Origin of the sequence: Novosphingobium sp. B-7 (assembly GCF_000410615.1) — a bacterium.
Taxonomy (GTDB): Bacteria; Pseudomonadota; Alphaproteobacteria; order Sphingomonadales; family Sphingomonadaceae; genus Novosphingobium; species Novosphingobium capsulatum.
Map to the genome: position 1 here is coordinate 7,578 of NZ_KE148426.1, position 14,108 is coordinate 21,685.

Consider the following 14,108-nt stretch of genomic DNA (forward strand, 5'->3'; position numbering starts at 1 on the left):
CGGCGGTATTCCACGCTATTGCCCATGTCGTTCCGGCGATGAAGCAGCGGCGGCGCGGCGCGATCCTGGTGACCGGCAGCCTGGCGAGCGAGCGCGGCATGGCGATGAACGCGGGCTATGTCGCGTCAAAGCACGCGGTGCTCGGCCTGTCGCGCGCGGTCGCGCTGGAACTGGCGCCGTTCGGCGTGCGCTGCAATTGCGTGGTGCCCGGTTTCATCGAAACCCCGATGCTCGATGCCCTGCCACCCGATGCCGCAACGGCGATGGCCGCCCGCGTGCCGCAGGGGCGCACCGGCAGTGCCGATGAACTGGCGCAGGTCGCCGCCTTTCTGCTGTCGGATGCCGCAGCCCATGTCACCGCGCAAAGCTGGGCCGTGGATGGCGGCCTTTTGGGAACCCTGTCGCTGTAACGGAGTGCGACCATGGCCTTGACCTATTACCACGCCGAACCCGTGGCGAACTCGCTCAAATCGATGATTCCGCTCAAGGAAAAGGGTCTGGGCTATACCAGCCGCTATGTCGATCTGCACAAGTTCGAACAGCACCAGCCGTGGTTCACCGCGATCAATCCCGAAGGACAGGTGCCCGTGCTCGATCACGATGGCACGATCATCACGCACACCACCGCGATCAACGAATACCTGGAAGATGCCTTCCCCGATGCCCAGCCGGCCGATGGCCCGTTGCGCCCGCGCGACCCCGTGGGCGCGGCGCGGATGCGCTATTGGAACAAGTTCGTTGACGAGCATGTGATGAACCACGTGTCGATGCATGGCTGGCACCGCATGGTCGGGATCATCGCGCGCAACATCGAGAATGGCGAATTCGAAAAGCTGCTGGAAAATATCCCGCTGCCCGACCAGCGCAAGAAATGGGCGACGGCGCGATCGGGCTTTTCCGAAAGCGACCTGGCCCATGCCCTGGACAAGATCACCTATGCGGTGGACAAGGTGGAACGCCAGCTGGGCGAAACCGCCTGGCTCGCCGGGGACAGCTATACGCTTGCCGACATCAACTTTTATGCCCATTGCGGGATGATGGTGGAGCGGATGTTCCCCGAACTGGATATCGCCGTGCGCGCGCCGCGCCTGGTGGCCTGGCGCGATCGCATGACCGCACGGCCCGCCGTGGCCGCTGCGCTGGCGGGCGAGGATCGCACCGCGCCCGGCCTGCGCACCTGGACCGGGCACGCGCGTTAAAAGAGGATTGCAGGAAAATGGCCGGTTTCGTTCTGATCCATGGTTCGTGGCATGGTGGCTGGTGCTTTGACACCGTGGCCGCGATCCTGGCCGCGCGCGGGCATACCGTGGTGGCGCCGACGCTGCCCGGCATGGGGGGCACGGCCGAGGAAATGGCGGCGGTGACACTGGAGGACTGGGGCGATTTTGCCGCGCAGCATTGCGCCGATCTCAAGGCCCGGCTGGGTGGCGCGCCGGTGGTTCTGGGCGGGCACAGCCGTGGCGGCCTGGTGGTGAGCACGGCGGCCGAACGCCATCCCGAGGCGATGGACAGCCTGGCCTATATCTGCGCGATGATGCTGCCCGCTGGCCTGTCGCGCGCGGAATTCAAGGAGATCGTTGGCCCCAATGCGCCGTTCGAGGCGATCATCAAGCCCCTGCATGGCAGCATTGCCACGGTGATCGATCCACTCGACGGGGCAGGCGATGTGTTTGCCCAGCTTTCCCCGCCTGACGCGGTGGCCGCCGTTCTGCCCCGCCTGATGGCCGAGCCAAGCGAGCCCCGCCGGCAGAAGATCGTCGTCACGCCCGAGCGTTGGGGCAGCAAGCCGCGCACTTATGTGGAATGCACGCAGGATCGCACGATCCCGATCGACAGCCAGCGCCGCATGATCGCCATGTCGCCCGGTGCGCAGGTCATCACGCTGGAGGCGGACCACAGCCCCTACCTGTCGATGCCAGAGGCCCTGGCCGACGCGCTCGAAGCGGCGATCTGATCCTCCCCGTATCGGGGAGGGGGACCGCGCGAAGCGTGGTGGTGGGGATTGGCCACTGAAGCGGCGTTCAAGGTAGAAACGCCCCTCCACCAGCCTGCGGCTGGTCCCCCTCCCCGTGTCGGGGAGGATTAATCGGCGAAGAAGTTCAATTCCAGCAGCACGTTGTTGGGATCGGCCACGAAAATCTGGCGCAGGCCGATCGCCGCGACGAAGTTGGTCTTGGCCTCCAGCCCCATGGCCGCGATCCGCGCGCTGACGGTGTCATGCCCGGAACAGTTGAGCGCGACATGGTGGATCGCGCCGGTCACCCGGCCCGGCTCCACCGCGCGGTCATAGGTGCGCGGGCAATCGGTGCTGTTGATGTGCAGCACGGCCCGCCCGCCCTTGTCATAGAGCCACTGCGCGTTTTTCGGGGTCAAGGGCGGGGGCGCGTCGCGCTGCTCAAGCCCGAGCAGCGCGACGTAGAAAGCGCAGGTTTCGCCCAGGCGGTCGGTGATGATGTTCACATGATCGAGGGCGTTGACCTGCATCTTGCTTCCTTTCCCGTCAGCTTTTGAACACGACCGTCTTGTTGCCGTTGAGCAGCGCGCGGTCTTCCAGGTGCAGCCGCACGGCTTCGGCCAGCACGCGGCGTTCGATATCGCGGCCCTTGCGCACCAGATCATCTGGCCGATCGGCATGAGTCACGGTTTCCACATCCTGATGGATGATCGGGCCTTCGTCGAGGTCTGCCGTCACATAATGCCCGGTCGCGCCGATCATCTTCACGCCGCGTGCGTGGGCCTGGTGATAGGGCTTGGCGCCCTTGAAGCTGGGCAGGAACGAGTGGTGGATGTTGATGCAGCGGCCCGACAGGAACTTGGCCAGGTCATCCGACAGGATCTGCATGTAGCGGGCGAGCACCACCAGTTCGGCGCCGGTTTCGGTGACGATGCGCTTCACTTCCGCTTCCTGCTGCGGCTTGGTGTCCTTGGTGATCGGCAGGTGGTAATAGGGGATGTCGCCGATCAGCGAGATCGACAGCGCTTCCTTGGGATGGTTGCCCAGGATGGCGACCACTTCCATCGGCAGTTCGCCGATTCGCGCGCGATAGAGCAGATCGCCCAGGCAGTGGTCGAACTTGGACACCATCATCACCACGCGGCGCTTTTGCGCGGTGTCGCGCAGGTTCCAGTCCATGCCATATTGCTGCGCCACCGGGGTGAGGGCATCGCGCAGCATTTGCGCGCTCTTTTCGCCGGGATCGAACACCACACGCATGAAAAAGCGCCCGGATTCAAGGTCGTCGAACTGCTGCGCCTCCAGCACGTTGGCGCCCTGTTCGAACAGGGTGCCCGATACGCGGGCAACGATCCCCGGCACGTCGGTGCAGGAAATGGTGAGAATCAGCGGTGCGGCCATGGTCAGTGTCTCTCCCGTCGTTGTCTCGCGCCGGCCTGTCGATTTTGCCATTGCGAATCTGATTTGATATTGTATGTGTTGCATACAAATTTCAACCAAGCATTTTTAGTCGGGAGAAGATTGCATGGCCGCGACCAACCTTGACCAGCTGCTGCAGCAAAATGGCGACATCGTCGGCATGCTGCGCAACTCGCAGCTGGGTGCCTATGTCTATCCGGTGGTGGCACCGGAATTTTCCAACTGGCGTTCGGAACAGTGGGCCTGGCAGCACTCGGCGGTGCTGTTCGACCAGTCGCACCACATGGTGAACCTCTACATTCGCGGCAAGGACGCGCTCAAGCTGCTGTCCGACACCATGATCAACAGCCCCAAGGGCTGGGCGGTGAACAAGGCCAAGCAGTATGTGCCCACCACCCCCTATGGCCACGTGATCGGTGACGGCATCATCTTCTGGGAAGAAGAAGAAAGCTTCACCTATGTCGGCCGTGCGCCGGCTTCGAACTGGCTGCGCTATCACGCTGCCACCGGTGGCTATGACGTGGAAATCGAGCTGGACGACCGCTCGCCGATGCGCCTGATGGGCAAGCCGGCCAAGCGCAAGGAATGGCGCTTCCAGATCCAGGGCCCCAATGCCTGGGCCGTGATCGAAAAGCTGCACGGCGGCCCGCTCGAACAGCTCAAGTTCTTCAACATGAGCACGATGAACATCGCCGGCAAGATCGTGCGCACGCTGCGCCACGGCATGTCGGGCGCGCCGGGCCTGGAAATCTGGGGCCCCTATGAAGAGCAGGACGAAATCCGCGCCGCCATTCTCGAAGCCGGCAAGGAATTCGGCCTGATTGCGTGCGGCAGCCGCGCCTATCCGTCGAACACGCTGGAATCGGGCTGGATCCCCTCGCCGCTGCCCGCCATCTACACCGGCGAAAAGCTCAAGGGTTTCCGCGAATGGCTGGGTGCCGACAGCTATGAAGCCACCGGCTCGATCGGCGGTTCGTTCGTGTCGGACAACATCGAGGACTATTACCTCAACCCGTGGGAACTGGGCTATGGCTCGTTCGTGAAGTTCGACCATGAGTTCCATGGGCGTGAAGCGCTGCAGGCGCTGAACCCGGCCGAACAGCGCAAGAAGGTCACGCTGGCCTGGCATCCCGAAGACATGGCCAAGATCATGGCTTCGCTGTTCAACCCCGATGGTGACCAGTACAAGTTCTTCGACGTGCCGCTCGCCAACTATGCCTCGTCGAACTATGACCGCGTGGTCGATGCCGGCGGCAAGACCGTGGGCCTGTCGATGTTCACCGGCTATTCCTACAACGAAAAGCAGGCGCTGAGCCTCGCCACGATCGATCCGGAAATCCCGGTCGGCACCGAAGTGCGCGTGGTGTGGGGCGAAGAAAACGGCGGCACCAAGAAGACCACCGTTGAACCGCACAAGCAGCTGGAAGTGCGCGCGATCGTATCGCCCGTGCCGTACAGCCGCGTGGCCCGCGAAGCCTACGCCGAAGGCTGGCGCACCGGTCGCTGAGGCCCAGCCGCCATTGCGCCCATACCGGCCTGCGAACGGCACTGTTTCGCGCTTCCGGTGCTCACGTACCTAAAGTACGCTGCGCTCCGGCTCGCGAAACAGCACCATTCTCGGCTCGGTCTGGCCACAATGGCGACCGGACCTCGTCACCGCTCTCTCCCTGCCGCTTGGCGGGGAGGGGCACTACCCCAAGCATAACAACACGAATGGGCGAGGGATCAGAGGATGGCATACGCACAGATTCATCCCAATTGGGACAAGGAACCCGCCGGCATCACCGACGGCTATTCGCTGGAAATGACCGCCAAGGACATTGCCTCCCTGCGCGAGGCGGCGCCTCTGATCCCCCCTGAAACGCCCGTTGCCGTCACCTATCTGCCGGGCGAGGAAGCCCAGGCCCGCATTGCCGCCACCGTGGCCGTGCGCGAGCTGGGCTTTGAACCGATGCCGCATTTTTCGGCGCGGCGGATCATCGACGTGCCCGAATTCGAAGCCTATCTCCAGGCCGTGGTGGAACAGGCCGGCGTGCGCCGCTGCTTCATCGTGGCCGGTGATCCGGCAGAGCCGCAGGGGCCGTTCTTCGACAGCTCTGCGCTGATCGCCACTGGCGCGTTCGAACGCGCCGGGATCACCGCGATCGGCATCGGCGGCCACCCCGATGGCCACCCCAACATGACCGAGGCGGAATGCTGGGCCGTGCTGGACAAGAAGGTGGCCGAAATCACGGCGCGCGGCATGGCGCCGCTGATCGTCACCCAGTTCGGGTTCGATGCCGATTCCTTCCTGGTCTGGCTGGAAAAGCTGCGCGCGCGTGGCATCGATGCGCCGGTGCGGATCGGCGTGCCGGGCCCTGCCGGGATCAAGCGCCTGCTGGGCTTTGCCGCCCGCTGTGGCGTGGGTGCCTCGGCCAGCGTGATGAAGAAGTACGGCATTTCGCTGGGCAATCTGCTCGGCAGCGCCGGGCCAGACAAGCTGGTCGATGCCTTTGCCAGTGGCCTGGGGCCGCAGCATGGCCGCGTGCGGCTGCATTTCTATCCGTTCGGTGGCCTCGCCAAGACCGTGGAATGGATCGAGGACTATCGCCGCCGTCATCCCGCCTGAAAGGCACCGATCATGACCGATTATGTACTGGTGCATGGCGCCTGGTGCGGCGCGTGGTGTTATGATCGGCTGGCGGGTGAACTGCGCGCCGCCGGCCACCGCGTGGTGGCGGTCGATCTGCCGGGGCTGGGGGCTGATGCCGCCCGGTTTCATCCCGGCATTTCGCTGCGCGACCATATCGCCCATGTCGAAAGCGAAGTGGCGCGGGCTGGGCTCGATCGGTTCGTGCTGGTTGGACACAGCTATGGCGGGATGGTGATCACCGGCGTTGCGGCACGGCTGGGCGCGCGGATCGATGCGCTGGTCTATGTCGATGCCTTCGTGCCGGGCGATGGCCAGTCACTGTGGGATCTGACCGGGGAATGGGAGCATGCCCATTATATCGATGGGCAGAAGCACAGCCCTGGCGCGATCGCCCCGCTGCCCGGTTTTGCCGATCCGCGCCTGACACCGCATCCGCTGCTGACGCTGGTTGAAGCGGTGCAGCTGACTGGGGAAGAGGCCAAGGTGCCGCGGCGCAGCTATATCTTCGCCACCGGGTGGCAGCCCACGCCGTTTGCCCGCTTTGCCGAGGCAGCGCGCGCCGATCCCGCCTGGGAATACCACGAGGTGGGTGGCGGCCATTTCGTCATGGCCGATGCACCGGAGGCCTTGCGCTCCATCGTGCTGGGCATGGCCGGCTGAGCGCAAGCGCAGCCGGCGTTCTGCGGTTCAGAGCGAGGCCAGTTCCGCTTGCGCGGCATCGAGCGCGGCCTTGATCGTATCCACCAGCTGGTCGATCTCGGCATGGCTGATCACCAGCGGCGGGCTCATCACGATGGCATCGCGCACCGCGCGCACCATCAGCCCGCGCGCGATGCAATGGTCGCGCACGATCGGGGCAGCTTGCCCGCCCTTGCCATGGCGCCGGTTGGTGCCCTTTTCCGCCACGATCTCCACCGCGCCGATCAGGCCGAGCGAGCGCGCCTCACCCACCAGCGGGTGCGGGGCCAGCCGCTCTGCCAGCGCGGCGGCAAGGTAGGGGCCCGTGTCGCGCGCGGTGCGGCCGACCAGGTCTTCGCGCTCGATGATATCGAGATTGCGCAGCGCGACAGCGGCGCAGACCGGATGGCCGGAATAGGTGTAGCCATGGGTGAACTCTTCGCCCGAAGCGCGTAGCGTCTCGACGATCTCGCGACTGACGCCGGTGGCCGAAATCGGCAGGTAGCCCGATGACAGCCCCTTGGCCATCGAGACAATATCGGGGGTGAAGCCGAAATGCTGGAAGCCGAACCAGGCGCCCAGCCGGCCAAAGCCGCAGATCACCTCGTCAGACACCAGCAGGATGCCATACTTGCGGCAGATTGCCTCAACCCGTTGCCAGTAGGTGGGCGGGGGAATGATCACGCCGCCCGCGCCCTGCACCGGTTCGCCGATGAACGCGGCAACGTTTTCCGGGCCGACCGCCAGGATGCGTTCCTCGATCGCGGCGGCAGCGCGCGCGGCAAAGCTTTCGGGGTCTTCGCCAAAGCCTTCACCGAAATGATAGGGCTGCATCACGTGTTCGACGCCGGGGATCGGCATGCCGCCCTGCACGTGCATGAAATCCATGCCGCCCAGGCTGGCGGAGGCGACGGTGGAGCCGTGATAGGCATTGCGCCGGCTGATGAACACGGTGCGCTGGGGCTGTCCCTTGAGCGCCCAATAAGTGCGCACCAGGCGGAACACCGTATCGTTGGATTCCGATCCGCTGTTGTTGAAGAACACGTGCTGCAGGTTGCCGCCGAGCAGGCCGGCCAGGCGTGCGGCCAACTCGATCGGGGGCGGCGTGGCGGTGCGGAAAAAGGTGTTGTAGAACGGCAGCTCCAGCATCTGCGCGCGCGCCACCTCGGCCAGTTCCTCGCGGCCATAGCCCACGTTGACGCACCACAACCCGGCCATGCCATCGAGCAGGCTGTGCCCTTCGCCATCGGTGATCGTGCATCCCCTGGCGTGCGTGATCACACGGCTGCCGCCCAGTTGCTGTTGCAGGGCATAGCTGGATTGCGCGGGCAGATGGTGCGCCATGTCAAGCTGGCGCAGGGTGGCGATGTCGTGATTGCGAACGGTGGTCATGAAACGGTCCTGATGGATTCTAAGATCACAGATACGGTTGCCCGATCGGGCCGTCAAACGAAAAGCCTTGGCCTTGGCGTGCAAAAGGTTCATCACGGTGGGCAATTGAACGGGCATGGCCCAAGATCACGGCAGACAGGTTCATTTGGAACAGACAGGCATGAAAAACGGCGCCGGCACGGCCAAGAGCCCGGCCAAGGCAGTGGCCAAGAGCGCGGCCAAATCCGCCGCAAAAACCGGCGCTGCCAAGGTGGCAGCGGCCAAGGCGCCCATCGCGCGGGCGGCCCGCGCGGCCAAGGTGGCGGTGGCCCAGGCTGACGAGGGCGAAGCGACTTCGTCGCTGCGCGAACAGGTCTATGAAGACCTGCGCTATCGCCTGATCACGGGCAAGATCGCGCCGGGCGTGGGCATTTCCACGCGCGGCCTGGCGCAGCAACTGGGCGTGAGCCAAATGCCGGTGCGCGATGCGCTCAGCCGCATCGCCGCCGAAGGGGCGGTGGATATCCGCTCCAAGCGCGCGGTGATGGTGCCCAAGATGACGCTGGAGCGCTTTGACGAGATCATGCGCCTGCGCACCCTGCTCGAACCGGTGGCCGCCGTGGCCGCGCTGCCGCACATCAGCGCCGAGCGCCTGCGCGACATTCGCGCCGCCGACGAGGCGACCGACGCCGCGCTGGGCGAGGGTGACGTGAACGCCTACATGGAATCGAACTTCCGCTTCCACTCGCTGATCTATGGCGCCGCGCCGATGCCGCTGGCCAACCGCATGATCGAAAGCCTGTGGATGCAGTTCGGCCCGTTCATGCGCGTGGTCTATGGCCGCTATGGCACGGCGGCGATGGTCGATCACCACCAGGCCGCGGCCAAGGCGATCGCCAAGGGCGATGCGCAGGGGCTGCACGATGCCATCGCCGGCGATATCGGCGATTGCGCCGATCTGATGCAGGATTGGGAACGGCTGAACCTTTAGGGTTCAAACTCGATTGGCATAGGGATCGTGATCGCCCATGGAAGCCCGCCGACAAGGAGTGCAGCGCAGACGCGTAGCACTGCTACGCGCAAGCAAGCGACGCTGCTCGGCGGGCTTCCATGGGTGACCGCTTCGCGGCGGGCGCCTTTTGGGGTCAGGCAGCGTCGCGCGTCGGTCACGATGGAATGCCATCGCTCCCTCCTTACTCCTCGCCTGGCGCCAAAAGGCGCTCCGTCACGACCCTATGTCAATCGAGTTTGAACCCTAATATGGCAAGAAAACACGCCAAGCGCGGCGGCTGGACGGACGACGAACCAGAAGCGGCCGAAGACGAAGCCCCGCCGCCCGTTCCCTGCTGGCTGTGCGGCCGGCCCACCGGCACCACCATCGTGTGGCACCACCCCGTGCCCAAAAGCCGCGGCGGCCGCGACGTGGTACCGATGCACGGCATTTGCCAGCAAACCCTGATCGCCAACTTCACCAATTCCGAACTGCAGCGCGCCGGGCTGGATGTCGATGTGCTGCTCGCCCACCCGCCGATCCGCAAGTTCGTGGACTGGGTGGCGAATAAAGACCCGGACTTTACCGCGAGTGTGACGAAGAAGGGGCGGTGAGGGGGGCTGCATTCGACCAGCTTTAGACATTTAGCGTCGTTGTTGTCAGCGTCAGCTTTTGCTGAAATCTGCCACTCGTCCTGCGCGAGAAGGCCGGTCGGCCTTGCGCCTCATTCTCAGACATTTGTTTAACCGGTGGACGCTCCCGGAAGTCGCCGTTCATCCATCGAGGTCGACCAATGCGTTGGCGGGAGGCATCCGGACCATTCGACCTCGTGATTCGATCCTCGTCATCGCCGCGTAATCGAGTTGCGTCTTCATCTGATCGAAGCCAAACAGGAGGATGTAGAAAGGTCGAGCACTAAAACGGCGGATTGCGCCATTCCGTCACGCTTTGCGCGAGTTACTTCCTGGGGGATCCTGAATGAATACGGGACAGAGCCGAAAGTATGCCATTTTGACGCATATCCTCGACGAATACGTTCGACAGGGAAAGGGGGTCAGGCAACGTAGATCCCTGTTCGACGACAGTACGGAGGAACGGCAAAATCAGGCGCGAGCTCGAGCGTTCATTCATCTGTATCTTGCTGCAACCTACGGAGTACTTGCTTTCGAAGACCGTGAACTAACCATTACGGATGGAAGCTATGACGGTGGGATCGATGCTTACCACATCGACACCGAAAACAAGATCCTGGATATCATCCAGTCTAAGTTCAGGGTCGGGTCGAGTAACTTCGAGTACAAGAACATTTCACCGGAAGAGATACTGTCGATCGATCTAGACAGGGTCCTCAATGGGTATCGCGAAAGCTCCGACGGGCAGAGCTACAATGGTCGTATCCTAGCGTTCATCGAGAAGCTCCAAAAGCTCCCCGACATTGCGCGCTACAAGACGCGGGTTACCATTCTCGCGAATGTCAAGGCAGAGCAATATGCTCTTGTTGAACGCCTGTTTCATGGCGACGAGACCAATATAGTCAACTTCGACCGCTGCTATGGCGAGCTGGTCATGCCAACCATTCGCGGGGAACAGCACTACACTTCAAGCATGCGGCTCCAGATCGATCTCAGCAACAAGTCCAATCGCTCCCGCCTGAGTGCGGAAATCATCACCGCGCACGGCTCTAGCGAGGTCACGGTCGTTCTTGTGCCGACGATCGAAATCGCCAAGATCATGTCTCGGTACAAGAACTCCATCCTGCGCTACAATCCAAGGTCCTATCTTGAATTCAGGGAGCAGCGGACAAATGAGGGCATTCACCAAAGTATCGTCGAGATCGAAACTGGCGAGTTTGCACTCCTCAATAACGGCATCACCATCGTCTCGGATGAAACCTACGTAAACGAGCGCGTCGGATCGAAGAACCGAGCTCAGGTTGAGATCGTCAATCCTCAGATCATTAATGGCGGACAGACAGCGTACACCCTTGCGCGCATCTATGACGAGAACTCTGACGTCGATCGCGAACGCCTGTTCTTCGGTAAGGAAGTGATGGTCAGAATCATAACGTTGCCGCAGATCGACGAGGAATCGAAGAAGAACCTAATCCTGAGCATCTCCTCAGCCACGAACTCGCAGACGACAGTTTCATCGATCGACAGAACGGCGAGCAACGATCAAAACCGCGAGATCGCCGAGATCGTCTTCAGGAAGACGGGTCTACTTTATGAGCCCAAGCGCGGTGAGTATTCTGACGCTTTGAGGAGCAAGTATATCAACAAGGACGATGTCATCGAAAGAGCCCTGTTCACTAGAATTATGCATATTGCCAGCGGACGATACACGACCGCAACGCAGCGAAAAATGATGAAGAACACTGGTGGGGTCATCCCTGAGATCGATGACGATGGCGTGGTTGACATCTTTTCCGAGCTCTACGAAATCTACACAGAGGTTTCGGATCGTCGAGTGGCTATCGAACCCGCCGACAAGGCCATTAACACCCTAGCGTTCGTGATATTCGTGCGGGCGTTAAAGATTAGGCGACAAATGGACGGCGTCACGGATTGGCTTCCGCGGGTGATCGAGGAGGCGCGCGTCCTCTATAGAGACTTCGAAAACTGGGCGCGGGAGCCCGCCCAAGAGTTCCTCACCTCCCGCGCAGATAAGAACACGGGAAAGCGGAGGGAGGTATTCACTCTGAACAAATGGCGAAGGAGTGCCCGTTATCCGGGAGATGTTCAAAACTACATCGACCTTCTCGTTTTGGACGGAGACGGGGCAGTCGAACCACAGCCCCTCATCACCGCAAATTGATGATATGAAATTTCATCGACAGAGCGCCATATCTTGGCTCGATTCCAAGCGATCCAGCATCGAGCGAAACATCTAATCGATCATGAGAATGGTGGGCCAGCTTCAGTCGTAACGCGCCGGCGCGAAGACAAGCATCCAACGTCAGCTTTTGACAAGAGCCGACGTTCGACCTGTGGCATGGGAACAGACGGCTTTGTCCCAATCTCGGTCAAGGTGCTGATTGTTCTGAATATTGCTGACTCAGACCCGCTCCCTCCGCAAGCGCCCCGCAAGACTAACGGGGTGCAGGGGCGATGGCCCCTGCGTTTTTCCTTTTCTTCAAACCTCTTGCCAGGCCTCGCACCACCCCCAACCCCCTCCTCTGAAGAGGAGGGGGCTTTTGGCGCTGGCTCACCTCACGCCAGCAATTCCCCCACCGCGCGCCAGGCTTGGTCGATGGCGCTGTCGGTATAGGCGGCGCGGCCGCTGTCGGAGTTGGCGATGGTGATCGCGCCAAAGCGCTGGCGGGCGATCTTGTTGGGGGCTTGCGGGTCGTCGTCCTGGTGCTTGTCCCACAAGGCGTTGTATTCCGGGGCATAGCCGTGGGGCCAGCGGTTGATCGTGATCGCGGCGATATCCTTGTCTGCGTCAAAGCCATAGGGGCCGAGCGCCCGGGTGAGGAGGTCGCGGACGCGGGTTTCGTAGGTGGCGAGGTCGGTGCCGAGCAGTTCCATGCGGCCGGCGCGGCTTTGGTCGTGTTCGGGCAGGCCGGGCTGGTGGGGAATGCCGGTCATGTGCAGGACGATGGGATCATCGGGTGATTTGGGGCCGGCATAGCCGCCGATCGGTACGGCCTTGTCCAGCCCGGCGTTCTGGAACCAGGCCTGGGGAAACTGGATGCCGGAAAGCCCGGCCTTGGCAAAGGCGCGCCAGTTGTCGAGCGCGACGCTGACATAGACCAGCGGCTCCTTGACCAGTTCGTGCAGCGCTTCCTTCTGCGCGGCGGGCAGGCTGGGCACGAGGTAGGGGATGATCATGTTGTAGCAGGCCATGACCACGTGGCGCGCGGCCACCTTGTGTACCTTGCCGGCGTGGGAATAGACCACGTCGGCCCCAGCCTGGGCGCGGTTGACGGCGTGGACGACGATGCTGGAGAGGCGCAGGCGCACTGCGTTGTCTGGCCGGTCGAGCGCGGCATAGTCGGTGGGGGCAAGGATCGACTGTTCCACGGTAAGGCTCGGCGCCATGAAGCCGGGGATCAGCTGGGCGACCAGGCGGCGGGCGATCGTGGCGTTGCCGTCGGGGAAATGGAAATCATAGCTGCCGCCGGTGCTGGCAAAGCCGCGCGGGGTATAGCCCATGCGCATCGTGCCGCCGGGATCGAGCTTGAGGCCCTTGAAGCCGGGGAAGAAACTGGTGCCCCAGGCATCGAGCGCGCTGATCCCGTCCGCGCCCACGCACCACCAGCCGAGCGGGCGGTTCTGGTAGAACAGCATGGCTTCTTCGCCCAGGCCGCCATGCTTCATCAGGTAGTCGCGATAGCTGATGGTGGCGAGGTAATCCTTGCGCTGGTCCATCGCCATGGCGCCGAGCGGATCGGTGGCGCCAGCCTCCAGCGCGGCGATCTGGGCGCGCGCCGTGGCCGAAAGCGGCGACTTGGCCAGGGCATCGGCCAGTGGCACATCATCGGGCAGGCGCACCAGGGCGTCGCTGCCAAAGCTTTCCTTGTCGAAGAAGGCGGCGCGGCCCAGCTTGAGCCCGGCAAACATGCCTTCCTCCACCTCGGTATCGCCGCCATAGGCCTTGGCCAGCGCCGGCACATCGATCCCCAGGCGGCGCAGCAGGCCATCGGCCACCTTGCTGTAGGGCGTGGGGCTTTCGATGCCGGCGGTGCCGCCGTTCATCAGCAAGGTATGGCCGCGCACGCGAAATTCGTTGCGTTTGGCATGGCCGCCGAAATCATCGTGGTTTTCGAGGATGAGGATGCGCGCGGCCGGGTTGCGATCACGGTAGAACAGCGCCGCGGACAGCCCGCTGATCCCGCCGCCGACGACGACTAGGTCATAGCTTTCGTGCGCCGGGCCGGCCAGCGCCTGGCCCACCGCCTGGCCATCGCGCAGGGCATGTGCGACTTCGAACGAGCCCACGTGCGACCCGCGCAGGCCGGTGCGCAGCGGCGGATAGTAACCCCCCGGTTCGCCAGGATGCACAGGCAGGGCGGCGGTGGGGGAGGCAGGCTTGGCCGGGGCGGCAACGGCGGGCGTGGCCAG

Annotated in this window: 13 protein-coding genes; 9 read left to right on the plus strand and 4 right to left on the minus strand. The window is 63.2% G+C overall.

All coding sequences use genetic code 11. From position 1 onward, the window contains the following. The 3 genes from H926_RS34970 to H926_RS28825 all read left to right on the plus strand — a co-directional run. Positions 1-410: SDR family NAD(P)-dependent oxidoreductase (locus H926_RS34970; RefSeq protein WP_237741098.1), on the plus strand; the 410-nt coding region annotated here is incomplete at its 5' end. Positions 411-422: 12 nt separating this feature from the next. Continuing rightward, a complete protein-coding gene (locus H926_RS28820; RefSeq protein WP_022677625.1) occupies positions 423-1,199 on the plus strand; it encodes a glutathione S-transferase family protein in 777 nt (258 codons plus the stop codon). A gap of 17 nt (positions 1,200-1,216) precedes the next feature. Beyond that, the gene (locus H926_RS28825) at positions 1,217-1,954 is read left to right on the plus strand and encodes an alpha/beta fold hydrolase (protein ID WP_022677626.1); all 738 of its coding nucleotides are present in this window, start codon (positions 1,217-1,219) and stop codon (positions 1,952-1,954) included. Between the two features lie 128 nt (positions 1,955-2,082). Here H926_RS28825 and H926_RS0118525 read toward each other — a convergent pair whose 3' ends face one another. Together H926_RS0118525 and purU are read right to left on the minus strand one after the other, a co-directional pair. Further along, a complete protein-coding gene (locus H926_RS0118525) occupies positions 2,083-2,484 on the minus strand; it encodes a VOC family protein (protein WP_022677627.1) in 402 nt (133 codons plus the stop codon). A gap of 16 nt (positions 2,485-2,500) precedes the next feature. Next, positions 2,501-3,355: a formyltetrahydrofolate deformylase gene (purU, locus tag H926_RS0118530; protein ID WP_022677628.1), complete on the minus strand. Its 855-nt coding sequence runs from the start codon at positions 3,353-3,355 to the stop codon at positions 2,501-2,503. A gap of 124 nt (positions 3,356-3,479) precedes the next feature. On the opposite strand from purU, the gene H926_RS0118535 reads away from it, so the two are divergent. The 3 genes from H926_RS0118535 to H926_RS0118545 all read left to right on the plus strand — a co-directional run bounded on the left by H926_RS0118535 (position 3,480) and on the right by H926_RS0118545 (position 6,665). Continuing rightward, complete coding sequence (locus tag H926_RS0118535; RefSeq protein ID WP_022677629.1) at positions 3,480-4,880, plus strand: aminomethyltransferase family protein; 1,401 nt, start codon at positions 3,480-3,482, stop codon at positions 4,878-4,880. Between the two features lie 225 nt (positions 4,881-5,105). Further along, entirely contained in the window at positions 5,106-5,981 is an 876-nt protein-coding gene (locus H926_RS0118540; protein WP_022677630.1) for a methylenetetrahydrofolate reductase, read from the plus strand. A gap of 12 nt (positions 5,982-5,993) precedes the next feature. Continuing rightward, positions 5,994-6,665: an alpha/beta fold hydrolase gene (locus H926_RS0118545; RefSeq protein ID WP_022677631.1), complete on the plus strand. Its 672-nt coding sequence runs from the start codon at positions 5,994-5,996 to the stop codon at positions 6,663-6,665. A gap of 27 nt (positions 6,666-6,692) precedes the next feature. On the opposite strand, the gene H926_RS0118550 is transcribed toward H926_RS0118545, so the two are convergent. Continuing rightward, the gene (locus H926_RS0118550; RefSeq protein ID WP_022677632.1) at positions 6,693-8,075 is read right to left on the minus strand and encodes an aminotransferase; all 1,383 of its coding nucleotides are present in this window, start codon (positions 8,073-8,075) and stop codon (positions 6,693-6,695) included. A gap of 160 nt (positions 8,076-8,235) precedes the next feature. Here H926_RS0118550 and H926_RS0118560 point away from each other — a divergent pair, with 160 nt between their 5' ends. From H926_RS0118560 to H926_RS28830, 3 genes are all read left to right on the plus strand, one after another. Continuing rightward, entirely contained in the window at positions 8,236-9,045 is an 810-nt protein-coding gene (locus H926_RS0118560; protein WP_022677634.1) for a GntR family transcriptional regulator, read from the plus strand. Between the two features lie 269 nt (positions 9,046-9,314). Further along, the gene (locus H926_RS0118565; RefSeq protein WP_022677635.1) at positions 9,315-9,659 is read left to right on the plus strand and encodes a hypothetical protein; all 345 of its coding nucleotides are present in this window, start codon (positions 9,315-9,317) and stop codon (positions 9,657-9,659) included. 364 nt (positions 9,660-10,023) lie between these two features. After that, the gene (locus H926_RS28830; RefSeq protein WP_022677636.1) at positions 10,024-11,859 is read left to right on the plus strand and encodes an AIPR family protein; all 1,836 of its coding nucleotides are present in this window, start codon (positions 10,024-10,026) and stop codon (positions 11,857-11,859) included. A 395-nt stretch (positions 11,860-12,254) separates the two neighbouring features. Here the strand turns inward: H926_RS28830 and H926_RS28835 are convergent. Beyond that, positions 12,255-14,108 (minus strand): NAD(P)-binding protein (locus H926_RS28835; protein ID WP_022677637.1); only part of this gene is annotated, 1,854 nt, incomplete at its 5' end.